Origin of the sequence: Natronoglycomyces albus (assembly GCF_016925535.1) — a bacterium.
GTDB lineage: Bacteria > Actinomycetota > Actinomycetes > Mycobacteriales > Micromonosporaceae > Natronoglycomyces > Natronoglycomyces albus.
The window spans coordinates 529,112-552,397 of the sequence record NZ_CP070496.1 but is presented as its reverse complement, the minus strand read 5'-3'; the positions used below and the strand labels follow the sequence as shown (position 1 = coordinate 552,397).

Below are 23,286 nucleotides of genomic sequence, written 5' to 3'. Positions count from 1 at the left end.
GTGGTCTCCGGCCCAGCGGGTTTTGTCGTCGGTGTGGTTTCGCACAGGTTCTCGTTCGGGTCCGCCGCTGTGGGAGGGCGAGGCGGGCCGGTGTTCTTTGGTGGCTTCGCAGCCCGGTTAGGGCTGTTCCTCACCTCGGGTCGACCGGTAGTCGATCGAGCCTACGGGCGAGCCGGTCTCAGAGTAGTCGGTCTCAGAGGTGCCCTCGGGTGGGCGGCCCGGTTGGGGGCGTCCCAGTTGGGGGCGGCCTATGTGTGGCCGCCCGGCTTGGGGGATGCCGGCGGCTGGCCGGTCGTTGGGGGGTGTCTGGGTCGGCTCGGCCGCTGTGGTGGGTTCGGCGGTTTCCTTCGGCGGTGAGGCGGGTTCGAACAGTGAGGCGGCGGGTTCGGGCTTGGGGTCTTCGTCGTGACCGCCTGTGGAGGGTTCACTGTTTTTGCGCTGGTCGAGCACGGCGGTTTCGTCGGTGGAGGGCAGGATTTCGGGCGGATGTCCTTGATTTTCGTCCCAGTAGCCTTCCCAGACTTCTTGGGTGAGGCTGAGGCCGGAGTCGGCCGTTGGGTCCTCTTGGCGGTGGTTCGATCCGGGGTGGGCTGGTCCAGCGGCCGGTGGCCGGTCGAAGTAGGAGGTGAACGCCGGTGTGTTCTCAGGTGAGTGGTCTGGGTTCGGTGGGGTGGCGGGGTCGCTCGGGTATTGGGCCCCGAACTCGGCTTCGGTGTCTTTGGGAGCGGCGACCTGGTCGATGATGTTGTGCACGTCGGTGCTCAGGCGCGGCCATTGATTCTCGGGGAATGCCAAGCCAGGGTCGTGGTCGGCCGATTCTTCGCGGGGATGCGGCTGGGTGCGCGCCGATGGCGCGGTGGGTGGCTCATCGGGGTTGTGCCCAGCCGGGTGCGGCGCTTCGGGCTGGGCCCTGTGAGGCTCATCGAATGCGTCCCGGCGGTCGAGGGGTCCCTCTGAGCGCAGGTCGGCGGCCAGGTCTGAGACCCACTGCGACTCTTCTTCCAGCGCTTTGGCCTTCTTTGAGGCTTTTTCGGCGGCGCGGTCGGACTTGGCGACCTTGGTGGGGGGCTCGGTCTGTTCGTCGGTGGTTTCGGTTTCCGTGGACTCCTCGGCCCAGTTCTGCGCCGCTGCTGGCGCCTGGTCGCTGCCTGCGGGTTGGTTCTGGTCGCGCAGGGAGGCGCTGGCTGAGTAGGCGATGTCGCCGGTCAGGTCCGAGCTGTCGTGGAAGTCCACGGTCGCGTTCGGGGTGGCCACCTCGGACTCGGCCGGGCGGTGACCGGTGGGCTCTGTGGTGTCTTCGGTGTCCTCGGTGGCGCCTTTGCGGCGCTTCAGGGAGCGAAAGACCAGCGTGTCGTCGAGGTTGATCGACTGCTTCTTGTCCTTCTTATCTTTGTGCTTGTCTTTTTTCGACTTGGCTTTCTTGGTTTCCTCGGCGTCCTTCTTCATGGCCGCTTCGTCGGCCTTGGCCTTCCTCTCGGCGGCTTTCTTGCGCCGCTTGGCCTTCGCTGCCTTGTCCTTGGCCTCGTCGGTCTCGGCGTAGGCGTCGAGGGCCTCTTGTACGGTGCCGTCGACAATGAGGCGGCCAGCGTCCATGAAGAGGCCACGCTTGCAGTAGCGCTTGAGGTCGGAGGCGGCGTGCGAGACGAACACTAGGGTGCGTCCTTCTTTGAGCAGCCGGTCGATCACTTCGTGGCATTTGCGTTTGAATCGACGGTCGCCCACGGCCAGCGCCTCGTCTACCAGCAGGATGGGGTGTGGAAGTTGGGTGATGACGGCGAACCCGAGGCGTACTTTCATGCCGCTGGAGTAGTGGCGCACCGGGGTGTCGATGAAGTCTTCTAGCTCGGCGAATTCGACGATTTCGTCGAACTTTTCGGCGATTTCTTTGCGGGTCAGGCCGTGGAGGGCTCCGACGAGTTGTACGTTTTCGCGGCCGGTGAGGTCGCCGGAGAAGCCAGCGGAGAGGGCGATGAGGGGGGCGACGTTGCCGCGGCGGCGTACGTAGCCCTCGTCGGGGAGGAGGACGCCGGTGATGAGGCGTAGGAGGGTCGATTTGCCGGTTCCGTTGGAGCCGATGACGCCGACGGAGTCGCCCGGGTAGATGTCGAAGTTGAGGTTGCGTAGCGGCCAGAACTCTTCGACGTGTTTGGGCTTGTTGGTTTCGCGTCGGACAAAGAGGCTTTTGATGCTTCCTTGTTTTTGGCGACCTTTGTCGAAGCGAATGCCGAGGTCACGAGCCTGGATGATCGGCTCTGACATGGCGGCCCTCCTGGAGAGTTGCGGCGTGGACTATCACGGGGGTTGATACGACATTCAAGCTTTCCCTACCGGCTGGTCTCCGGTGGGGCGACGTGGACGCAGGTGCTGTCGCCGCTGAAGTGGCGGCGCGTGGCGGGCCCGCTGTGTGTGGTGGCACAGCGCGTTCACGTTCGCGTCCACGCGGCTCACTAGCGCGGGCAGCGGTGGCGCTTTTGCACAAGCATCCAGTTTACAAGCATACGCGGCAACGGCCTGTAGGCAGATTCTGTCCGCTTTTGTGCTGCGGGCCGATTTGATCGCGGTGGGCCTCCGGTTTGGCTTGTTGGTGGCGGGGTCCGGCGAGGCTGTGTGCTGGCGCGGCGGTGTGAGCTGTGGATTCTGCTTAGTGTCGGATAACCGACTCTCGGAGGGGCGCGGTGGGATTCGGCCCGGTGGCGCCGCCGGCAAATGAGGCGATGATCACGAGCCGCGACGTTCTGATTCGAGCCGGGATGCCTCGATCGCGGCGAGGATGCGCCGCTGCGTGAATTCCAGGTGTTCCAATCGGCGGGCGAGGTCGCGGTCGCGCCGGGTGGCGGGCAGGCGCTCGTACAGTGGGCGCATCAGCTTCTTGATAACTCGCACGGGTTTTGGCTCCTTGTGGTGGTCAAGCTGGGCAGGTATGGGCTGACCAGCTGGCGGTAGGACTCGTGGCTGAAGCGTTCGCGGACTCGCCGCTGGGCTAGGCGGCTTTGGGTGAGGTAGGCGTCGCGGTCGCGCCAGTATTCCCAGATGGTGTCGCGGACGTGCTCGGGTTGGCGGTAGAGCGCGGCGTCGCCGAAGGTGTCGCGAAAGTGGGGCGGCAAAACGGTGACGCACCCGGCGGCGAGGGCTTCGAGGATGGCGCGTCCGAATGCCTCGATTTGAATCGGGTGCGGGTAGTAGACGTAGAAGTCGATCTGGCGCAAGAAACTGTCGACGTCGGTTTCGTCGCGGCGGTAACAGATCCAGTGGGTGGGTACGGGTTCGCCCAGTATCGATTCGACGGCGGAGACGCCGCCCATCAGGCGCACGTCGATGTCTTCGGTGGGGTCCAGTTCGACCGGGTAGACCCGGCGCAGGGTGGCCGCGTCGGCGGGCCATTTGGACCAGTCGTCGCGGGAGTGGCGGCCGAGGATGGGGATATTGCCGCGCGGGCCGTCGCGGTGGGGTTGGACTTCTCCGATGATGCCCGGCATGTCGATATCGGCCAGCTTTGTGAGCCCGTCTAGGGCCGCTCGCACGGCAGGGCCCTGCGGGACCCAGTGCGGCCGCACGCCGAAGAGGTCCCAGGCGGCCGCGTCGCAGTCTTCGGGCACATAGCGCAGATCGGAGCCGTCGTTTTCGCTCGGGGCCTGGTTGGCGAGGATGATCATGGAGCGGGCGCGGATACGGCTGGACTCGGTCGCGCGAAACTGCAAGATCGGGGGGTATCGCAAAATCAGCAGGTCGCAGGTGGCCTCGTCGGTGGGCAATAGCTGCGTTACCTCTGAGGCGTTGATGAGCCGCTGGATGGGTTCGCACAACGGTCGGGGCTGGGTGGTCATGTGCCGCCACGATTCCATATGCAGCACGGCGACGCTCCTGCCTTGGGCGCGCAGGGCGGCTATCTCTTCCAAGGTGGATTTCTGGGGGCCGCCGTAGGGTCGCCAGTCCAGCGCGTAGACGGCCTCGAAGTGACGGCGCGGACGGTCCTGGGCCCGGTGGAGAAAGTGGTCAGGCGCGGCAAAGGGTCTGGGTTTGGGGGAACGGTTCAGATACGGATCGGCCGCCTGGTCTCGGATGCGGGAATGCCATAGCTGGTAGGCGCTCTTGTAGGCGGAGCGGGCCGGATGCGACCATCCGGGGCCGAACTCGTCGCGGGAGAGCGACCCGTCCGATTGGCGCATGAGAATCCAATTGCGATCCAGGTAGCGCACGGCCTCGTTGCCGAAGGCCACATGGAGGCGACGTAGGAACTCGGTGTCGGCGGCCTTGCGGATCTGGTCGAAGTAGCCCAGGCGCGGCAGGACCCTCGCGGCGCGAATCATCATCGACGCGGTCGACACTGTGGAGGGTTCCCGGCCGGGGCGAGCGACGGTGAGGTCTTCGGTGACCATGAACGCCCGGGCAACCGTTGCCACTAGGCTCGCATCCTCTAGTAGCGGCTGGACGCATTGGTGCAGCCGCGCCGGATGGGCCCAGTCGTCGGAGTCCAAGCCGGTGATGAACTCGCCCCTGGCCAGGTCAAACGCGGTGTTGCGGGCCGCATAGGTGCCGCCGTTGTGGTCCAGCCGGATGAGGCGTACTCGTTCGTCGAGCTCCTCGGCGCGGCGCAATAGCGGCGCGTACTGGTCCCCGGAGGCATCGTCGACCACCAGGATCTCCAGGTTGCGCCACGTTTGTTCCACCAGCGAGGTGATCGCGGTCAGCAGCCCGATATTTGGCCGGTAACAGGTGACAATGACGCTGATGAGCGGCCCGTCAACCGCCTCCAGCGCAGGCCCGCGCAACCGGTCGAACGCCGTTTCCTCCCCGGTCTCGCACGTGGCTTCTGGCCGCAGCGACAACCCTGGCAGACCCGAGGCGGCCGACAGCAACCGCATCCATTCGCCCTCCTGATCGCCCAACGGTGGACTGGCCAGGTTCGCCCGCAAGCTCGCGGCGATAGCCTCGGGCACCCGCCGGTATCGCCGCAACAGGTGCCGCAGTTGGTCGACCTCGCCGAGGCTCCACGCCGCTTGCGCGTGAATTCCCTGATGCCGAGGAGGAATGCGACGCGGGCCGAGCCGCTGGAGTGCCTGGTCGTACAGGACCAAGCCCTTGCGCAAGCTCTGCGAGGTGACCGTGGCCGTCGCCGGGTCTAGCAAAGCGACCGCCGCCGCGTAGGCGCACACCGCCTCCGCCTCGGCCGCCGTGGTACCTGTGGCGCCCTCGGCGGCGCGACGCAGCAACGGCAAGGCCGCAGGCGAGCGGGTGCGCAAGTAGGTGGCCAGCAAAGTGCCGCCGGGTCGCCGACGCGACGTGGCGACATAGTCATCAAGAAGCTGCGCAGAATATGAAAGGGCCCGAGTTGGCATAGGGAAAGTCTCGAATTGCAATAAGCCAGTATGGAAAAGACCGGCACAACAATCTATGACCAGGGTTCAAACACTGCGTGAATTGTCGACTCACCTATTAAAAAAGCCCGATCGCAAAGCTAATGTTGCGAACAAATGGCTACCACATTTGTTCCCCGCATTGTGCGCAATGACTACAGCGTACTGTCATTGCCAAACTCGGCACAATGGACTCCTCAACTGACCGCCAGCGTTATCGTCCCCGCCTACGGACACCCCGACAAACTTCACCTCACTCTTGCCTCTTTGGCCGCCCAAACCTACCCAAGCGAATTGTTCGAAGTCATCGTCGTCGACGACAACTCCGAGCCACCCTTGCGGCTGCCACCCATCAAACCGGAGAACACTCGACTATTGCGCCCGCCGAGAGGCCGGTGGGGTTCGGCCTACGCGGTCAATCACGGCGTCGCCGCCTCCTGCGCCGACGTGATCGTGCGGCTTGACTCCGACATGGTCGCGTTCGCCGACCACCTCGAAGCGCACATGCGCTGGAACCACTGCGCGGACTACTTGGCCGTGCTGGGCCACAAGCGCTTTATCGACTACACCAGCGGCGCGTTCACTCCCGAACAGATATTCGCGGCGGTCACTAGCGGCCAGGTACGCACATTGCGCGGACACCAGCACTCGGCACCGCACTGGATCGAAACGGTCCTCAATGACACCAACCAACTACTACAAGCCCGCGTCGACTCCTACCGAGTGTTCGTCGGCGCGACCGGGTCTCTCCGACGCGAACTGTTTGACGAAGTAGGCGGTATGGACCCCTCGCTGCCATTGGGTTCAGACACCGAATTCGCCTACCGGCTGGCCCAAGCCGGGGCGGTGTTCGTGCCGGAGACCACCTCCTCGGCCTGGCACCTGGGCACCTCCCACATGCAAGCCAGCGCCGTCGAAGGTCGCCGTTTCCGCACCCCCTTTGTCGCACAGCGCGTGCCGCTGCTGGCGGCGCGGCGTTCTAGCCCCGGCCGGGCCTGGCAGGTGCCCTACGTTGACATCGTCATCGATATTCCAGCTGGGGAAACTGTCGACAACGTGGACGCGGCGGTGGCTCCCCTGTTGGACGCCACGGTCAGCGACGTGCGCGTCAGTCTCGTGGCCGCGCGGGGCTGGCCCGAGGGCGAGGAGAGGGCCACGGATCTGTCTAGCTCTGCCGCCCAGCTGCGGCTGGTCGCCGAACACTACCGGCACGAGAGCCGCGTGCGGCTATTGGAGAGCTCCCCCGCTGCGGACCCGGCGGTGCCGTTTCGGCTGCTGCTGCCCTACCCCGAGGCCACCTCGACTGACACGGTGCGGCGGCTGACGGCTGCGGCTGATGCCGACCGGGCCGGGCTGGTCACCGTTGAGCTGCCCGGCGGCGGCCAGGCCCGTCTGGAGCGACGCGCCGCGTTCGCTCGCGCCGCGCGGCTGGCCGAAGGCGACCCCGAGCAACACGACCTCGACCGCGTCGTGGCCCAGATTTGGGGCGCGAGCACTCGTCGAGGGCTGGCGGGAACGAACCGGCGATCCGCATCGGTCACGGCGTTTACCCCGCCCAGGGCCAGCCTGGCCCGCCGTGCGGTGCGCACGTTGTTGCCAGGGCCGGTGCGGCACCGTTTGCATCGGCTACGCCAAGGCCGCCTGCCAGGAAGCTGATGCAAAAGTGCGAACTCAAGGCCACAGGAGGCGAAATTTGCGCTCTTCAACGAGCCGACGAGAACACCGAACGTGCCTTTTGCATCAGCCGCCAGGGGCTTAGTCCACATAAGTGACCTCGTTATTGGGAGGCAGAAGTGAACGACACGATCATGGCCGAGCCGGCCCCGCCGGGCCCCACCGCGACGGCGGGGCCGCCCCGGCTGAGGCGCAATGACTATCGGCCACTGCGACCGGCGTTGAGGTGGGATCGGGCCCAGCTGAGCGTCAGCGTCATCGTGCCCGCGCATGGTAATCAGGATCGCCTTGAGGTCATCCTGGCGGCGCTGTCGGCGCAAAGCTATCCGCGCGAACTGCTGGAGGTGATCGTGGTTGACGACGGCTCCGACCCACCGTTGCGCATACCCGCGCACAGCCAGTTGAACGCGCGCGTGATCACGCCGCAGTCGGGCCGGTGGTCCTCGGCTGAGGCCACCAATTGTGGGGTCGCGGCCAGTGAGGCCGACGTGGTGATGCGGCTGGACTCCGACATGCTGGCCTTTGGCCAGCATGTGGCCTCGCACATGCGCTGGCATCACGTGTGTGACTACCTGCTGGTGTTGGGGCACAAGCGGTTTGTCGACTATGAGCCCGGTCAGCTGAGCCCGCATGTGGTGCGGCAAATGGTGGCCGCGGGCCGGGCTGGGGAGCTGTTCGAGGGCGGGGACCCGCATTGGATCGCTGCGATTATCGACCGTACCGACGGCTTGGCCACGGAGAACCATCGGGCGTTTCGGGTGACTACGGGTGCCACGTGGTCGATGCGTCGTAGCCTGTTCGAGGCCGCCGGTGGGTTTGACTCCACCATGCTGCTGGGTTCCGACACTGAGTTTGGTTACCGGGCCTCGCAGGCGGGGGCGGTGTTCGTGCCCGACGATGCTCCCACCGGCGATGATTTCAGCCGCGATGCCTCGGCCTGGCATTTGGGTCGTACCCAGATCAACGGGCGGGGCGAGGAGGCCAAGCGCTACCGCAAACCGTTCTTGGCCAACCGGGTGCCTGAGCTGGACCCGAAACGACCTCGCGCCGCGCGCGGTTGGGCCACACCGCTGGTGGAGGTGGCCATTGAGGTGACCGATATTGAGGCGACCGAACGGACCGCCAATGGCCTGTTGGCCGGTTCGACCCCGGATGTGCGGCTCCATCTGATCGCACCACAGTGGCCTGCGCCTCCGACGGGCCGACACGACCCGCTTGATCACCCTCATCTGGTCAGCACGTTGTTGCGGGAGATGTTTCGCGGCGATGCCCGGGTGCGGTTCGCGACCTCGTTTGCGCCCCAGGCGCTGACTCCCTACCGGTTGTGGGTACCGGCCGGGCTGATCGCTCCTCGGCATGTGCTACGCGACGTCATAGGTGAGTTCAACCGGCGTCAGCTGGGTGTGGCCACCATCGACACCGACGCGGGGCCGATGCGGCTGGAGCGGGCCGCGGCGGTGGCCCGGGCGCGGCACTTGTTGCCGCGCGGCGGCGACGAGGAGCTTGACCAGGTCGTCGCGCAGGTGTGGGGAGTCGACGCGTTCTCCTTCCCGCTGGCTGGCTCAGGCGCGGATTCTGCGTCGGCTCTGGCCGGTCGGGCGGGAGTGGGGGCGGCCAAGCGCGCTGTGCGACGTCTGCTGTGGTGGCGCTAGTTCCTCCTCGCGTTGCGGCCGCAGACCGTTCCAGGTGCGCCAAGCCAGACGCGTCAGCGCATAGCCCGAATAGGAGCCTGAGGCGAGGATGCGCTGTTTGAGGCCATTGACGCCACCGGGTATCGGGTAGCCCTCCGGCGGTAGGTACCGGCGATATAGTCGCGCGGCCCGGCGGAAGAAGGCGCGGCGGTCGCGCGGTCGAATCCGTTCGTTGTTGCCCGCCACCAACAGCAGGTGCCAGGCCATGCGGGCGAACAGTTCTCGCCGGATTGCCTGGGGCACCGTTTCGGGCAGGGCCGACCAGGTTCGCTCCCATTGGGTGAACACCTCGAAGTGTCGGCGGTCTTGGGTGCGCGTAATGGAGCCGCTGCGACGCTGCCGCCAGCGGTAGACCACTGACGGCAGCACGGCTATGCGCGCGGCCCGAACCAACAGTCCATAGGTCCACGGCAGGTCGGTATACCAGCCGCTGGGGAAGGTGAGGCCAGTGTCGGCGAGGAATCGCCGCCGTACGATCTTGGTCCACGGAGTGTGGGTGTAATGGATGGCCTCGGGCCATTCGCTGAGGGCAAAGCCAGTCAGGGCGATGTTCGTCGGGCATTGCCGGGCGGGCGCGGCTCGGCTGACCCCGGTGCGTCCGGGTCGCAGCAGGCCACGGCTGCGGTTGATCTGCTCGCCAGGCCGCGTTTGCTCGCCAGGTCGCGACGTGGCCGGTCGCATGGGCGCGGTCGCGACCAGCTGGTCCAGGTTGCCCGCTGCCGGTCGCCCCTCATCGTCGATCTTTTCGTGTCCGACGAGCAACACGTCGGGCCGTCGGGCCCCGGTGGCTTCGCTCAAACGACGCAACACGTGGCCAATCGCGCCGGGCACCACCACGTCGTCGGCGTCGACGAACCACACATAGTCGCCGGTGGCGTGGGCGAAGCCCAGGTTGCGCGCGGGCCCGGAGCCTGAGTTTCGCTCCGTGCGCAGCAGGCGCAATCGCGTGTCGAAGGCCGCATAGGCGTCGAGGATAGACAGTGAGGAGTCGGTGGAGCAGTCATCGACGGCGATGACTTCGACCTGCCACCCTTGGGCAGCATCGGCGCTAGCGTCGCCAAGAATCGAGTCGAGGCAATCCGCTAGGCAATCCTCGACGTTATAGACCGGAATGATCACGCTAAGCCGCAACATGCGCAAACGTTAAAAAGGCAAAGCGGAAAGCAACTGTCATCGATCATGCGCAGGCGTGAAATAACAATGTACTAACCGTGAACGTGTCGCAAGGGTTCGCTAGCGGATTATCCGGATGGCCCGTAAAAATCGGCATTTCAAGTAGAGGCTCACACAAGAGGCACTGTCGGCGAACTCATCGGCTCGTTTACCTTCGTCAACTTCGCCTCTCGCGGCCTGGAAATCACCCTTGTACGCAAGCCTCGTGGCACGCCATATGCCAACACGTGCGCGAAGAGGCGGATGCAAGGCCGCACAAGGCGGCATGTGTAAAAACACCGACCGGTCCGCCCGCAAAAGCCGCACCGGCAATTCACCTCATCCTCACCGACGTTTACCCCGATAACCCTTTTCATTCAGCGGCGAAACCTACGGTGCAACTACCGAGAATTTGACAACGAGGCTTATGCAAAAGGCACTTTCGGCATACTCATCGGCTCGTTTACCTTCGTAAACTTCGCCAGTCGCGGCCTGGAATTCACACTTTCGCGTAGGCCGCAACGATGCGAGCTCGGGCCCGGCAAGCGACTTTTGCGAGGCCATTGAGGCGCACCGGGCGTCACAGTTCACCCATCCGCCCAACCGCAAGGGGACACTTGTGCAGGCAACCGAGACCACCTCCACTCCCACGGTCGTGATCGTGGGGCAAGGCTATGTGGGCCTTCCCTTGGCCCAAGCCTGCGCCTCGGCCGGACTAACCACCATCGGGCTGGACCGTTCACCGAGCGTCGTCGCCGACCTCAACAGCGGGCACAGCCACATTGACGACATCTCCGACGCGGAGGTCAAACAGATGCTGGCCCAGGGATACCGGGCCAGCGCCGACGCGTCAGTTCAGGCGCGAGCCGACGTGGTGGTGATCTGCGTGCCGACACCACTGTCCGATACCGGCGGCCCCGACCTGAGCGCCGTGACCGCGGCCAGCGAATCGTGTGCGGAGCATCTGCGGGCCGGAACGCTGGTGGTACTCGAATCGACCACCTACCCGGGAACGACACAGGAGGTGGTGGCACCGCTGTTGGAGAAGCATGGGCTAGTGGCCGGGTCGGACTTTCATCTGGCTTTTTCGCCCGAGCGCGTCGACCCTGGCAACGCCCACTTCACGATCACCAATACCCCGAAGGTGGTCGGCGGGCTGACACCCGGGTGCACCAAGCGGGCCCGCGAGTTCTATGAGGCGTTCGTCTCCCAGGTCGTGACAGCCCGGGGCCCACGCGAGGCCGAGATGGCCAAACTGTTGGAGAACACCTACCGGCACGTCAATATCGCTCTGGTCAACGAGATGGCGGTGTTTTGTCGAGAGCTGGGCGTGGACTTGTGGGACGCGATTGCGCTGGCTTCGACCAAACCATTTGGCTACCAGGCGTTTTACCCGGGGCCGGGGGTGGGCGGGCACTGTATCCCCATTGACCCGAACTATCTGTCCTATAAAGTGCGCACGCTGGGCTACCCGTTTCGGTTTGTTGAGTTGGCGCAGGAGATCAATAACCGGATGCCCGACTATGTGGTGTCGCGGGCGTCCCAGCTGCTTAACCTCGCCCAGCTGCCTTTGTCGAAGGCGCGGGTGTTGTTGTTGGGAGTGACCTATAAGCCTGACATCGCAGACCAGCGCGAGTCGCCTTCCGAAGCGGTGGCCCGCAAGTTGCTGGCCGCAGGGGCGCGGCTGACGTATCACGATCCGCATGTGGATCAATGGAGCGTCGACGGGGTCGCCATCGACCGTATACCCACTGTGGATACCACTGGGGTGGATTTGACGATCCTGCTGACAGCACACGCCGAATACGCCCAGACTATCCCCGACATGCCGGGGCTGCTGCTGGATACTCGCGGCCAACTGCGCCGACACTCCGCCGCCAGCGTGGAACAGCTTTAACCCGTTCGCCACCGCCGAGATCGAGAATCTTCGTCCTTGGGACCCTGGGGCGATCATCGACACTGGCTAGTGTGAATGCCTATAGTCGAGCACTGGAGGCGATTGACTATGCGCATGATTCTGGTCGAGGAAACCGGTGGGCCACAGCAGCTTCACCCCACCGACGTCCCCGAACCGACCCCAAAGGCCGCGCAGGTGGCTATTCAAGTGGCGGCGATCGGCGTCAACTACATCGACACCTACCACCGCAGCGGAGCCTATCGGTTGCCATTGCCCTTCACTCCCGGCTCAGAGGGAGCCGGCGTGGTCACCGCGCTGGGTGAGGGCGTCACCAGTGTGCAGGTGGGCGACAAGGTGGCTTGGTCTTCCGTGTCGGGCTCCTATGCCGATGTGATCATCGCCGATGTCGATCAGCTGGCGTTGGTGCCCGACGATATCGATATCCGCACGGCGGCCTCGGTGATGTTGCAGGGTTTGACGGCGCATTATCTGTGCACCTCGGTGCATCCGGTTCGCTCCGGCGAATGGACAGTGGTGCACGCGGCCGCTGGTGGCGTTGGCCTGTTGCTGACCCAACTGATCAAACAGCGCGGAGGCCATGTCATCGCCACAGCCTCAACCGCGCACAAGCAGGCGTTGGCCCGCGATAACGGCGCTGACGCGGTGTGTGGCTATGAGGAATTCGTGGAATTGTCGCGAACGCTAACGGGCGGACTTGGCGTCCACGCGGTGTTCGACGGGGTCGGGCGCGACACGTTTGCCTCCAGCGTGGAGGCATTGCGTCCGCGCGGAACGATGGCGCTGTTCGGGCAGTCCTCGGGGGCGGTTGAACCCATTGATCCGCAGATTTTGGCCCAGGGCGGTTCGCTCTTCCTGACCCGGCCGACGCTGGCGGACTTTATCGCCACGCCCCAGGAATATCAGTGGCGCACAGGGGAACTGTTCAGGCTCATCGGCGACGATCAGCTCACTGTACGGGTGGGGGCAGAATTTCCATTGTCCAACGCCTCGGCCGCCCATGAGGCGCTAGAGGGCAGGCAGACGACAGGAAAGGTCCTCCTCATCCCCTAGCCGATGCAAGACCAACAATGTTTATCGAGTTCAACGAGCTCATGAGCACCTGCCAATGTGCGGAGATGTACCGACGAGGGCACCGCGGAGGTAGGTGCTCTTCTCTTGTCTCGCTGGTGAGTCGCGGTGTTGGCCAACAGGCTGAGATTCATCACACACGACACATTTGGGGCCTTTTGCGCAGTAGACTTCACGCCGCCCCTCGTTCGCATCGACACTTATCACTGCCCGCTCATCCTCCACCATGGCCGGAGCCCACCTCACATGATCGCCACCGAGCCAACCACCGGTGTTCGCCGCTTTGCCGGTCCCCGCATCGTCGTCGTCGCCACCATAGTGGTCAGCCTGACCGCTCCGGGCCAAACCGCTGCCATTTCGGTCTTCCTGGACCCGATGATCAGCGATATCGGAGTCTCTCGCACCGCGATCTCCACCGCCTACCTGATTGGCACGCTCGTCGGTGCCCTCTCGCTTCCCTGGATTGGTCGCGCGGTCGACAAATATGGCACCAGGTTGACGATGGCGGTCGTGGCCGGTGGCTTCAGCCTTTCCCTGATCGGACTGTCTTTCGCAACCAGCATCATCGGGTTGGGGGCCGGTTTCGTCGGCATTCGGATGTTGGGACAAGGCGCGCTGGGGCTATGCGCGGCCACGTTGGTTTCACGCTGGTATGACAAACACCGGGGCACGGCCCTCGGCATTCAAAGCGCCATCGGCGGGGGCGTCATCGCGGCATCACCGGTGCTGCTTGAGCGTCTGATCGCCGCGACCGACTGGCGTACCGCCATGCTCATCGAAGCGGCCGTCATCGCGGTGGTGGTCATTCCGCTGGCGTTGTTCTTGGTGCGCAACCGTCCCAGCGATATCGGCCAACGGGTCGACGGTGAATTGGCGACGGGAACGACTGTAGTGCCCGAATGGGGAGTGACCCGGGCCGAGGCGATGCGTCATCCGTACTTTTGGGTCTTGCTCAGTGCTGTGGGCGCGGCGGGGTTCTTTGGTACCGCTATCGCCTTCCATCAAATCGCGTTGCTGGGTGAACACGGCCTGACCGCCACCGAGGCGGCCGCGAACTTTGTACCGCAGTCCATCGCTGGCATTATCGCCACGTTGATGTTGGGGTATCTGGTTGACCGGATGGGGCCGCGTCGTCTCTTGGCGGTGTCGATGCTCCTCTTTGCTTTCGCGATCGCCTGGGGCACCGTGGTCACGCCTGGCTGGTCGGCGTTGGGATTTGGGATCGCCATTGGGGCGGCCGGCAATGCGGTCCGGGTCATTGAAGCTGCCATGACCCCGCGTTTGTTCGGTGTGGCCCATATCGGTTCCATTCGGGGGGCCGTGGCTTCGGTGAGCGTGGGCAGTACTGCTTTTTCACCGGTGTTGTTTGCGGTCTTCTATGACTGGACTGACTCGTTCTCACTGGTCTTGTGGATTTCGATGTTCATTCCCCTGTTTGTGGCCGTGGCCGCTCTGGTGGCTCCGCTTCCGGTGACTCCGGCGCAGACCTCCGCACCGCTGGAGCCAGCTGTAAGAAGCTGAATCGGTCGCCACTGACCTGACGTCGATGCCCGGGCGCGAACGCGGTGGGCTCGCCCCTTTTCCATCGGCTCGATACCGAGAACCAGGCCGACTCAGAAGCGTGCTGAGTCGGCCTGGTTCTCGTTCGTCGTTGGCCCCACTGGGGAATCGAGTGCGGTTAGAAGAACTCCGGCGGGACGTAGCGGCCCCAGACTTCCCGCAGCGTGTCACAGGTTTCGCCGACGGTCGCCATGGCTTTGAGCGCGTCCTTGATCGGGTAGAGGACGTTCTGGTCTCCTTGCGCGGCGGCCTTCACCGCAGCCAAGCAGCGCTCGACCTCGGCGTTGTCACGCTTGGCCCGGATCGCCTTGAGACGGTCGGCTTGCGCGGCCTCGATCGTCGGGTCCACTCGCAACGGCTTATAGGGCTCATCGTCATCGAACTGGTACTTGTTGACACCCACCACAACACGCTCGTTGTTATCGATCGACTTGGCGATGTGGTAGGCGCTTTGCTCAATCTCGCTCTTTTGGAAACCCTGCTCGATGGCCTGCACCGACGAACCATGCGCGAACACGCCGTCAATGAGCTTCCATGCCTCGGCCTCGACCTCGTCGGTCATCGCCTCCACCGCATAGGAACCGGCGAATGGGTCGACCGTCGCCGTCAAGTCAGTCTCGTTGGCGATGACTTGCTGGGTGCGCAGCGCCAGACGGGCCGACTTCTCGGTGGGCAGGGCAATGGCCTCGTCGAAAGCGTTGGTGTGCAGCGACTGCGTTCCGCCCATGACGGCCGCCAGCGCCTGCACTGTCACGCGCGCGAGGTTCACCTCAGGCTGTTGAGCGGTCAGCTCAACCCCTGCGGTTTGGGTGTGGAAGCGCAGTTTGAGCGACTTCTCGTTTTGGGCGTTGAATTCCTCTTTCATGACCTTGGCCCAGATGCGGCGGGCGGCGCGGAATTTCGCCACTTCTTCGAGCAGCGTGGCGCGGGCGACAAAGAAGAAGGACAGCCGGGGCGCGAAGTCGTCCACGTTCATGCCCGCCGCTTGCGCGGCTCGGACGTATTCCATGCCGTTGGCGATGGTGAAGGCGATCTCCTGGGCGGGGCTGGCTCCGGCTTCGGCCATGTGGTAGCCCGAGATGGAGATGGTGTTCCAGTTGGGCAGTTCCTTGTGGCAGTAGGCGAACGTGTCCGACACCAGGCGCAGGGAGGGCGCGGGCGGGAAGATGTAGGTTCCGCGCGCGATGTATTCCTTGAGGATGTCGTTTTGGATCGTGCCCTTGAGGTCGGCCGGATCTGCGCCTTGTTCTTCAGAGACCAGCTGGTAGAGCAGCAGTAGGAGCGCTGCCGGGGCGTTGATGGTCATGGAGGTGGAGACCTGATCGAGGGGGATCTCGTTGAACAGGGTTCTCATGTCGTCGAGCGAATCGATGGCGACGCCGACTTTACCCACTTCGCCTGCGGCGATGGAGTGGTCGGAGTCGTAGCCCATTTGGGTGGGCAGGTCGAAGGCGACGGACAGGCCCATGGTTCCAGCGTCGAGGAGTTGCCGGTAGCGGCGGTTGGATTCCTCGGCCGTGGCGAAGCCGGCGTATTGCCGCATCGTCCAGGGGCGTTGGGTGTACATGGTCGGGTAGACCCCACGGGTGTAGGGGTACTGTCCGGGTTCTCCGAGGCGCTCGGCGAGATCGTCGCTGAGGTCCTCGGGTCCGTATAGCGGCGCGATGGGGAACCCGGACTGACTGCTTCGTGATGCTTGCGGCTTCTGTGCCATACCCGTCATCCTAAAGCGACCGGTGGGCTGTGGGCGAGGAAGCGTCGGGGTTTGGTGGCAAATCTGACTACCGCTGTCGCTGGGCACGTGGCCTTTGTGGTTGACATTGGCCGGTTCGGTGCCCGTTTGCGGCATTAACTTCGGTCTATTTTGGGGGTGTCGTACGGGGCGGGAGTGTGCCACAGTGAAGGCGCGTCACCACTGGCGGTGATTTTTGCGCGCGGCTCGGCGTTGGTGGCACCACTTCTAGGCGTGGATGGGGAAAAATGAGTGGGGTGCGTATTTGCCACTGGCATCCGCGGGGCACACTAGTGGCGACCCCCTTTCAAGGAGCAGCAGATGCATTATTCATCGGACGCTGGCCGCGAAGGGCCTGGCAACGGTGGATCGATCCACAGCCCAGCTTTCAATGGTGGCGAGCCCGATCCGATGCGAACCCGCACGGAGCGCCCAGGACAGCACTCGGGGCTGAATCCAGGGCCTGCCCGTGGCGATGGCCCGTCGCGCTCTTTCGCTGTGTCTTCGGCCGATGCCCGGCCGCGAGCTCTGCCCTCGTCTGACCTGCCGGTTCGTGACGTGCACGGCGACCGGCCGCTTCCCAATCGGGAGCCCAGCGGTTCGATGACGTCGTTCGATGCTTTCGGGGTACGGTCCAACAGCGACAGCTTGCCTAGTCATGGAGGGCCTGGGGGCCCTCCTGATTCAGCTTTGGCCGATTATCGGGATTCCGGATCGCATTTTGAGCGGGATTTGCATGCTCCCCCGCCGCAGCGGGACCCCGCTGGCCACAATTCGGGCGCATGGCGGCCCGGCGCGCATAGCGGTTCCTTCGCGGCGCGGCCCGGCGCTAGCGAACATTTCGACCCGGGCGAGAGACCGGGACCCAGTTTCACTCAGGTGCCCCCGGGGGCCGATTACGCCGCGCGACCTCCGATTCCGGACCAGACGGCCCCGGCGGGCCCCGGCACGATGGTCGCGCAGCGCTACCAGCTGATCGACCTGGTCGGCAAGGGCGGTAACGGTACCGTCTGGCGGGCCAAGGACACCGTTTTGCAACGCGACGTGGCGCTCAAAGAGGTACTTTTGCCCGTTGGGCTTCCTCCAAACGAACGCCAGTTGTTGTTGGAGCGTTCGGTCCGGGAGGCCCAGATCGCCGCCGGACTGTCGCATCCCTCGGTGGTGCGCGTGTTCGACGTGGTCACCCATGACCGGTTGCCGTGGATCGTCATGGAGCTGCTGGAGTCTCGGTCGCTGTCGGAGATCCTCGCCAGTGACGGCCCCCTGCCTCCCCGCGTGGTCGCGAAGATCGGGCTGGCGTTGGTCGGGGCGTTGCAGGCCGCGCATGAGGCGGGGATCGTGCATCGGGATGTGAAACCGGGCAACGTGCTGGTTTCGGCCGATGGCCGGTGCGTCCTGAGCGATTTCGGGGCCGCGCAGGCCCATAACGTCTCCAATGGCACCACTCCGGGCAAAGTGCTCGGGTCGGCCCACTACATCGCGCCCGAACGGGCTGTGGGCGGTAAGGCCGATCCACCGAGCGACATCTTTAGTCTGGGCGTGACCTTGTACGCGGCTGTCGAGGGTCGGCCTCCGTTTGATCGCGGCGACGCGGTGAGCACCATGCGCGCGGTCGTCCATGATCCGCCGGAGTCTCCGCGCAATGCGGGCCCGTTGACTACTCTCTTGGCCGGGATGCTGGCCAAGGAGCCCGAGCATCGCATGACGTTGGCGCAGGTGCGGCAAGAACTGGCGGGCGTTTTGGCCCCGAAGAGCACCGGCCAACATCAGCAGGTGCCTCCCAGTTCCGCGCCACCGGCGCCGCCGCCTCGTCGCGAGCCGAGCCGCGACATGCCGGAGCCTCCTGGCCCGAAGAAGTCGTCGAAGGCCAAGCCCGTCGCCATCGTGTGTATTTTGTTGTTGGTCGCGGGTGGCCTGTCGTTCTTGCTGTACATGTCGGCGCTCAATGGTGACGGCGGCGGCCCTTCCCCTGCCGACGACGCCTCGGATACTAGCGACTCGGCCGATCCCGACGATGAGACGCCAAGCTTTGAGACGGCTTTGCATAAGGACGCCAATGGCTTCAGCGCCCATTACCCGGCCGCCTGGGGTGAGGGCAACAACGGCGAGGACTACATCGAGTACGCCAACCCCGACGACACGTCGCAGTGGGTGCGTTTCTACTCCAATTCGTGGCGCATTCTGGACCCGTCGATCGATGGTTTCCTCAACGACATGATCGCTGGTATGGAGCAGTCGGGGCACATGCGGGACATCGATATCGTGCGGTTGGATCCGGTGGAGTTTGGCGGCATGTCGGGCCATGTCATCGAGTACACCGGGACGTTGTCGGCCTCTGGGGAGGAGCGGCACTCGATTTGGGGAGTGGTGCAAAGCCCTGAGGGTCCCGGCATCGGCATTTACGTGTCGGGCGCGGCCGATCAGTGGGAGTTCTCCGAGCAGGTCTACCACGAAGCGGTCGATTCCTTCACCGTTGATTGACGCCGGGTCCGCTAACGCAGGTTCATGCGATCGGCGCTTGCGGCGGCTCGTTCGCCTGGCCCAGTGCTGCCGGGCGGACCGCTGTCGGCGCACGCTAGGGAGTCCGTCGAGCCGCCTGATGGGCCCGCGCCAAAATTCATCCTACCTTTTGTGGATTGCGACTCGGTAGTGCCGCCTGGCCCCCATATGGCGGCCCGATATGCGAATATTTCGACATGGAACAGACCATGGTTGACCTAGACGAACTCCGCGCCGCCACGCTGCGGTGGATCACCGACGATCCCGATAAGTCCAGCCGCGACGAGCTCTACGGGCTGCTCGACGCGCTCCCGGGCAGCGCGGCGGAACTGGCCTCCCGCTTCGCTTCCCGCCTGCGCTTTGGAACCGCCGGGCTACGCGGCCCGCTGCGGGCAGGCCCCAATGGAATGAACCTCGCCGTTGTCCGCTCCGCCGCCGCCGGACTGGCCAACTGGCTCAACGCCAAAGGCGCCACCGGGCCAGTCGTCATCGGCTACGACGCCCGGCACCGTTCGGACGAATTCGCCTCCGAAACCGCCCGCGTCGTCACCGGTTCGGGACGCGAGGCCTACCTGCTGCCGCAACCACTTCCCACTCCCGTGTTGGCCTACGCGGTGCGCAAGCTAGGTGCCGCCGCTGGCGTGACGGTGACCGCGAGCCACAACCCGCCCCAAGACAATGGCTACAAGGTGTACTTGGGCGAACAGCTCGGCGGCGAGCGGGGCAACGGCGGCCAGATCGTCTCACCGGTGGACACCGAAATTGAGATGGCCATCGCCGACCTTGGTCCGCTCAAACAGATCCCGCTGGGCGAGCCGGGCACCACGTTGGGCACCGACATCGTCGAGGCCTATGTGGCCGATGCCGCCACCGTGGTCGATCCGCACGACCCCAAACAGCTGTCCATCGTCGCCACTCCGATGCACGGCGTCGGGGGCCACGTGCTCACCTCGGCGCTTAAGGCCGCGGGCTTCGCGGCCCCGGTCCTCGTCCCCGAACAGGCCGAACCCGACCCGGATTTCCCGACCGTGGCCTTCCCCAATCCCGAAGAGCCAGGGGCGATGGACCTGCTCTTGCGGCTGGCCCGCACCGAGGGCGCGGACGTGGCCATTTCCTTGGACCCCGACGCCGACCGGTGCGCCGTGGCCATCCCCACCCGCGACGGGAATTGGCGGGCCCTCAGCGGCAACGAGGTCGGCATCCTGCTGGCCGACCACCTGATGCGCAAGGGGAAGACCGGCACCTACGCAACCACCATCGTCTCCTCGACCCTGCTGAAGGCCATGTGTGACCAGCGGGGACGCGACTACAACGAAACGCTCACCGGTTTCAAGTGGATCGTACGCGCGGCGGCGGACCTCGCGTTTGGATACGAAGAGGCGTTGGGCTACTGCGTCAGCCCCGACACCGTCCGCGATAAGGATGGGATCACCGCGGCCTTGCTGGTGGCCGAGATCGCCGCCGGGCAGGCCGCCCGCATGGAGACGTTGCAGGAGCGCCTTGACGAGATCTCCCAAGAATTCGGCCTGTACCTGACCGACCAGCTGTCGGTGCGGGTGGAGGACGTGCAGGACATCGCCGACTGCATGTCTCGTCTGCGGGCCCGCAAGCCCAGTACGCTGCTCGATGAACCGGTCAAGGAGTGGCAGGATTTGCTGCCCGAGGCCGATGTGGTCATCATCGAGACCAATACGGTTCGCGCAGTGTGTCGTCCCTCCGGCACCGAACCGAAGCTGAAGGCCTACTTGGAGGTTCGCGAGACCATCGGCTCTGACCGCGAGTCCGCCACCGAGCGAGCCCGGGCTAGTTTGCAGGCTCTTAAAACCGAGATGGAGAACATTCTCGGGATTTGAGGCGTCGTCGCGCGGGCCCCGGCGGGATCACCCCATCGATGGATGAGGGCATCTAGCTGGGGCCCGCGCGCCTGCTGCGGCCACTACCCGCCTAGCCCTCGCCCGGCTGGCCGGGCTGTCGCTGTTCGATGAGCCTCGCCACTCCGTCTAGGAGCCGCTGCAATCCAAACTCGAAGACGAAGTCCGGCTGATTGGGTGACTGGAACTCCTCCCCCACCGTGGCACCCACGCGCGAGGCGGTCGGGTAGGCGGATTCGTCCATGACTTCGGCCAGCAACGGCGCGAAACTCTCCCACCATTCCTGGTCCGACACACCGGTTTTGCCCTCTGATGCTTGGGCCTCTGCCGCCATGGCCGCCACTCCGCGTACGAAACCGTTGATCATGCTGACGGTGGCGTCCATCTCCACATCACTCAGGCCCAGCCCTTCGATGACCCGCAGGTCCCGCTCGTACTTGTCCATAGTGGCTGGCCCGAGATTGGGGCGGCTCGTGGAGACTTGCAGCAGCCACGGATGGCGGCGGTACAGACCCCAATCGCCCCGGGCGATGGCCTCCAGGCCACTGCGCCAGGTCTGGGTGCTGGGCGCTGTTGGCCCCTCGTGGAGCACTGTGCCGAGGTTGAGGTGTTTGGCGCTGGCGCGGTCGACCATCAAGTCGATCAGCTCGGCTTTACTCGGCACGTGCGAGTACAGCGACATGGTGGCCACGCCCAATGCTTCGGCCACCTTGCGCATGGAGAGCGCCTCCAGGCCTTCGGCATCGGCGATGTCGATGCCCGCCTCCACGATCTGTTCCACCGAAATTCGCGCCTTCCGCCCTCGTTTGGGCGCTTCGTATCGGTGCCACAACAGATCCATGCTGCGCTTGGGATCTCCGGTCCCGCTGTACTGCTCAGCCATTTTAGTGACATACCCCACAATCATTTCCGTATTCCATAAGGATAATACTATACTCCATAACCGTACGACATACGGAAATGGAGAACAGGTGCAAGCACACGAAACTGTCGTCCGGGCCGAAGGGCTCACCAAGTCCTTTAAAGGCACCACCGCTCTCAAAGAGTTCAACCTCGCCGTGGCCGCCGGGACCGTCCACGGGCTGCTCGGCCCCAACGGGGCCGGCAAGTCCACCGCCGTTCGGCTACTGGCCACCCTGCTGGCCCCCGACGCGGGCCGAGCCACCATCGCCGGGTTCGACATCGTCAAGGACGCCTACAACGTGCGGCGACACATCGGCCTGGTCGGGCAGAGCACGGCCATCGACGAGGAAATGACCGGTCGCCAGAACCTGGAAATGTTTGGCCGCCTCTATCACCTGGGCGCGAAACGCGCCCGCCAGCGCGCTGCGGAGCTACTGGAGCGCTTCGACTTGGTCTCGGCGGCCGACCGGGGAGCCCAGACGTATTCAGGTGGGATGCGGAGGCGCCTCGACCTGGCTGCGGCGATGATCATGGCGCCCACGGTGCTGTTTTTGGATGAGCCGTCGACGGGTTTGGATCCCCGTTCGCGCAACGAGGTCTGGCAGGCGGTGCGGGATCTCGTCGCGGCTGGCACGACCGTGCTGCTGACGACGCAGTATTTGGAGGAGGCCGATCAGTTGGCCGATCACATCTCGTTGCTGGCTTCGCCTGGGGATGAGGGGGGCCGGGTGATCGCCGAGGGCACGCCTTCGACGTTGAAGGAGATCATCGGGCAAGACCGGCTGGATGTGGTGGTGCGTCGCCACGATGACCTTGCCGCCGCTGAGGCGATCGTGCGCCAGGTCGCGGGCACGCAGGTTGAGGTCCAGGCGCATAACCGCATGCTGTCGGCCCCGGTCGCCGATCGGATGCGGGCGTTGTCGCAAGCCCTGCGCGACTTGGAGGAGAACGATATCGACGTGGAGGACATTGGTCTGCGTCGCCCCACTCTCGACGAAGTGTTTTTGCATCTGACGGCCGCAACACAAGGAGCACAATGAGTCAAGTACAGGCAGTCGCGCGGTCGAATCGCCTCGGTTGGGCCCTCGCTGACGGTTGGACGCTGACGCGGCGGGAGCTGCTGCGCTGGGTGCGCAAGCCCGCGGCACCGCTCATCGGGTTGCTGTTCCCGGTGTTGATGATCCTCATGTTCGGCTACTTCCTCGGCGGGGCTATGGAGGTGCCTGGCGGGGGCGACTACCGCGAGTTCCTTTTGCCGGGGATGTTCGTCTTGACGATGCTCTTCGGTATGGAGTCGACGATGATGGCGGTGACGACCGATGCTCAGCGGGGGTTGGCCGACCGGTTCCGGTCGTTGCCCATGGCTGGCTCGGCGGTTCTGGCCGGTCGCGGTGCCGCCGATATGGTCAACGCGGTCGTGGGCTTGGCTGTGGTCATGGCGTGTGGGTTGCTGGTGGGCTGGCAGGCACATGGCTCCATTACGCAGACGTTGGCGGCGATTGGGTTGCTGTTGTGGCTGCGGCTGGCGGTGACCTGGGTGGGGATCTATCTGGGTTTGGTGGCGAACGATCCGCAGGTAGTGGTAGCCGTACAGATCATGGTGTGGCCGTTCGCCTTTGCCTCTAGCGTGTTCGTCTCTCCTGAGACGATGCCCGGTTGGCTCGGTGCGCTAGCTCAGTGGAATCCAATTTCGGCGACCGCAGCGGCCACGCGGGAGCTTTTTGGCAATCCTGGTTTTAGTGGTGGCTCGTGGGTGACCGATAATTCGGTGCTGCTGGCCATGTTGTGGCCGTTGGTGTTGCTGGCGATCTTTGTGCCCTTGGCGATGCGGAAGTATCGGGCGCTGGGACGCTAGATCACTTAG

Annotated in this window: 15 protein-coding genes; 9 read left to right on the top strand and 6 right to left on the bottom strand. The window is 64.7% G+C overall.

Annotated features, from left to right (window positions below):
* Window positions 1-117: 117 nt before the first annotated feature.
* The 3 genes from JQS30_RS02300 to JQS30_RS02290 form a co-directional block, all read right to left on the bottom strand.
* On the bottom strand, window positions 118-2,259 hold the full coding sequence (locus tag JQS30_RS02300) for an ABC transporter ATP-binding protein (RefSeq protein WP_213171795.1): 2,142 nt from the start codon (window positions 2,257-2,259) through the stop codon (window positions 118-120).
* 459 nt (window positions 2,260-2,718) lie between these two features.
* On the bottom strand, window positions 2,719-2,883 hold the full coding sequence (locus tag JQS30_RS02295) for a hypothetical protein (RefSeq protein ID WP_213171794.1): 165 nt from the start codon (window positions 2,881-2,883) through the stop codon (window positions 2,719-2,721).
* Window positions 2,862-5,336, bottom strand: coding sequence for a glycosyltransferase family 2 protein (locus JQS30_RS02290; protein WP_213171793.1), 2,475 nt, complete (start codon window positions 5,334-5,336; stop codon window positions 2,862-2,864). Before JQS30_RS02290 ends, JQS30_RS02295 begins: the two co-directional genes overlap by 22 nt.
* A 135-nt stretch (window positions 5,337-5,471) precedes the next feature.
* Between JQS30_RS02290 and JQS30_RS02285 the strand changes: the two genes are divergently transcribed.
* Complete coding sequence (locus JQS30_RS02285) at window positions 5,472-7,010, top strand: glycosyltransferase family 2 protein (protein WP_213171792.1); 1,539 nt, start codon at window positions 5,472-5,474, stop codon at window positions 7,008-7,010.
* 137 nt (window positions 7,011-7,147) lie between these two features.
* Window positions 7,148-8,680: a glycosyltransferase family 2 protein gene (locus JQS30_RS02280; protein WP_213171791.1), complete on the top strand. Its 1,533-nt coding sequence runs from the start codon at window positions 7,148-7,150 to the stop codon at window positions 8,678-8,680.
* On the opposite strand, the gene JQS30_RS02275 is transcribed toward JQS30_RS02280, so the two are convergent.
* Window positions 8,591-9,853 carry a glycosyltransferase gene (locus JQS30_RS02275; RefSeq protein WP_213171790.1) on the bottom strand — a complete coding sequence of 421 codons (1,263 nt, stop codon included), beginning with the start codon at window positions 9,851-9,853 and terminating at the stop codon, window positions 8,591-8,593. The genes JQS30_RS02280 and JQS30_RS02275 overlap by 90 nt on opposite strands.
* A 637-nt stretch (window positions 9,854-10,490) precedes the next feature.
* On the opposite strand from JQS30_RS02275, the gene JQS30_RS02270 reads away from it, so the two are divergent.
* The 3 genes from JQS30_RS02270 to JQS30_RS02260 all read left to right on the top strand — a co-directional run bounded on the left by JQS30_RS02270 (window position 10,491) and on the right by JQS30_RS02260 (window position 14,378).
* Window positions 10,491-11,768: a nucleotide sugar dehydrogenase gene (locus JQS30_RS02270; protein WP_213171789.1), complete on the top strand. Its 1,278-nt coding sequence runs from the start codon at window positions 10,491-10,493 to the stop codon at window positions 11,766-11,768.
* A gap of 108 nt (window positions 11,769-11,876) precedes the next feature.
* The gene (locus JQS30_RS02265) at window positions 11,877-12,839 is read left to right on the top strand and encodes a quinone oxidoreductase family protein (RefSeq protein WP_213171788.1); all 963 of its coding nucleotides are present in this window, start codon (window positions 11,877-11,879) and stop codon (window positions 12,837-12,839) included.
* 264 nt (window positions 12,840-13,103) lie between these two features.
* Entirely contained in the window at window positions 13,104-14,378 is a 1,275-nt protein-coding gene (locus JQS30_RS02260) for an MFS transporter (RefSeq protein WP_213171787.1), read from the top strand.
* A gap of 157 nt (window positions 14,379-14,535) precedes the next feature.
* On the opposite strand, the gene JQS30_RS02255 is transcribed toward JQS30_RS02260, so the two are convergent.
* Window positions 14,536-16,131 carry an acyl-CoA mutase large subunit family protein gene (locus tag JQS30_RS02255; RefSeq protein WP_213171786.1) on the bottom strand — a complete coding sequence of 532 codons (1,596 nt, stop codon included), beginning with the start codon at window positions 16,129-16,131 and terminating at the stop codon, window positions 14,536-14,538.
* A 339-nt stretch (window positions 16,132-16,470) separates the two neighbouring features.
* Here JQS30_RS02255 and JQS30_RS02250 point away from each other — a divergent pair, with 339 nt between their 5' ends.
* Together JQS30_RS02250 and JQS30_RS02245 are read left to right on the top strand one after the other, a co-directional pair.
* The gene (locus JQS30_RS02250) at window positions 16,471-18,630 is read left to right on the top strand and encodes a serine/threonine-protein kinase (protein WP_213171785.1); all 2,160 of its coding nucleotides are present in this window, start codon (window positions 16,471-16,473) and stop codon (window positions 18,628-18,630) included.
* A 215-nt stretch (window positions 18,631-18,845) separates the two neighbouring features.
* Window positions 18,846-20,501, top strand: coding sequence for a phospho-sugar mutase (locus JQS30_RS02245; protein ID WP_213171784.1), 1,656 nt, complete (start codon window positions 18,846-18,848; stop codon window positions 20,499-20,501).
* Window positions 20,502-20,592: 91 nt separating this feature from the next.
* On the opposite strand, the gene JQS30_RS02240 is transcribed toward JQS30_RS02245, so the two are convergent.
* Complete coding sequence (locus JQS30_RS02240; RefSeq protein WP_246498010.1) at window positions 20,593-21,402, bottom strand: TetR/AcrR family transcriptional regulator; 810 nt, start codon at window positions 21,400-21,402, stop codon at window positions 20,593-20,595.
* Window positions 21,403-21,490: 88 nt separating this feature from the next.
* Between JQS30_RS02240 and JQS30_RS02235 the strand changes: the two genes are divergently transcribed.
* On the top strand, window positions 21,491-22,462 hold the full coding sequence (locus JQS30_RS02235; protein WP_246498009.1) for an ATP-binding cassette domain-containing protein: 972 nt from the start codon (window positions 21,491-21,493) through the stop codon (window positions 22,460-22,462).
* The gene (locus JQS30_RS02230; RefSeq protein WP_213171781.1) at window positions 22,459-23,277 is read left to right on the top strand and encodes an ABC transporter permease; all 819 of its coding nucleotides are present in this window, start codon (window positions 22,459-22,461) and stop codon (window positions 23,275-23,277) included. The genes JQS30_RS02235 and JQS30_RS02230 overlap by 4 nt, the downstream gene beginning before the upstream one ends.
* Window positions 23,278-23,286: the final 9 nt, after the last annotated feature.

Coding starts and splice junctions, on each gene's coding strand:
- JQS30_RS02275 (WP_213171790.1), bottom strand. CDS start 9,853: ATGTTGCGGCTTAGCGTGATCATTCCGGTCTATAACGTCGAGGATTGC.
- JQS30_RS02240 (WP_246498010.1), bottom strand. CDS start 21,402: ATGGCTGAGCAGTACAGCGGGACCGGAGATCCCAAGCGCAGCATGGAT.
- JQS30_RS02290 (WP_213171793.1), bottom strand. CDS start 5,336: ATGCCAACTCGGGCCCTTTCATATTCTGCGCAGCTTCTTGATGACTAT.
- JQS30_RS02250 (WP_213171785.1), top strand. CDS start 16,471: ATGCATTATTCATCGGACGCTGGCCGCGAAGGGCCTGGCAACGGTGGA.
- JQS30_RS02300 (WP_213171795.1), bottom strand. CDS start 2,259: ATGTCAGAGCCGATCATCCAGGCTCGTGACCTCGGCATTCGCTTCGAC.
- JQS30_RS02260 (WP_213171787.1), top strand. CDS start 13,104: ATGATCGCCACCGAGCCAACCACCGGTGTTCGCCGCTTTGCCGGTCCC.
- JQS30_RS02230 (WP_213171781.1), top strand. CDS start 22,459: ATGAGTCAAGTACAGGCAGTCGCGCGGTCGAATCGCCTCGGTTGGGCC.
- JQS30_RS02255 (WP_213171786.1), bottom strand. CDS start 16,131: ATGGCACAGAAGCCGCAAGCATCACGAAGCAGTCAGTCCGGGTTCCCC.
- JQS30_RS02285 (WP_213171792.1), top strand. CDS start 5,472: ATGGCTACCACATTTGTTCCCCGCATTGTGCGCAATGACTACAGCGTA.
- JQS30_RS02245 (WP_213171784.1), top strand. CDS start 18,846: ATGGAACAGACCATGGTTGACCTAGACGAACTCCGCGCCGCCACGCTG.
- JQS30_RS02265 (WP_213171788.1), top strand. CDS start 11,877: ATGCGCATGATTCTGGTCGAGGAAACCGGTGGGCCACAGCAGCTTCAC.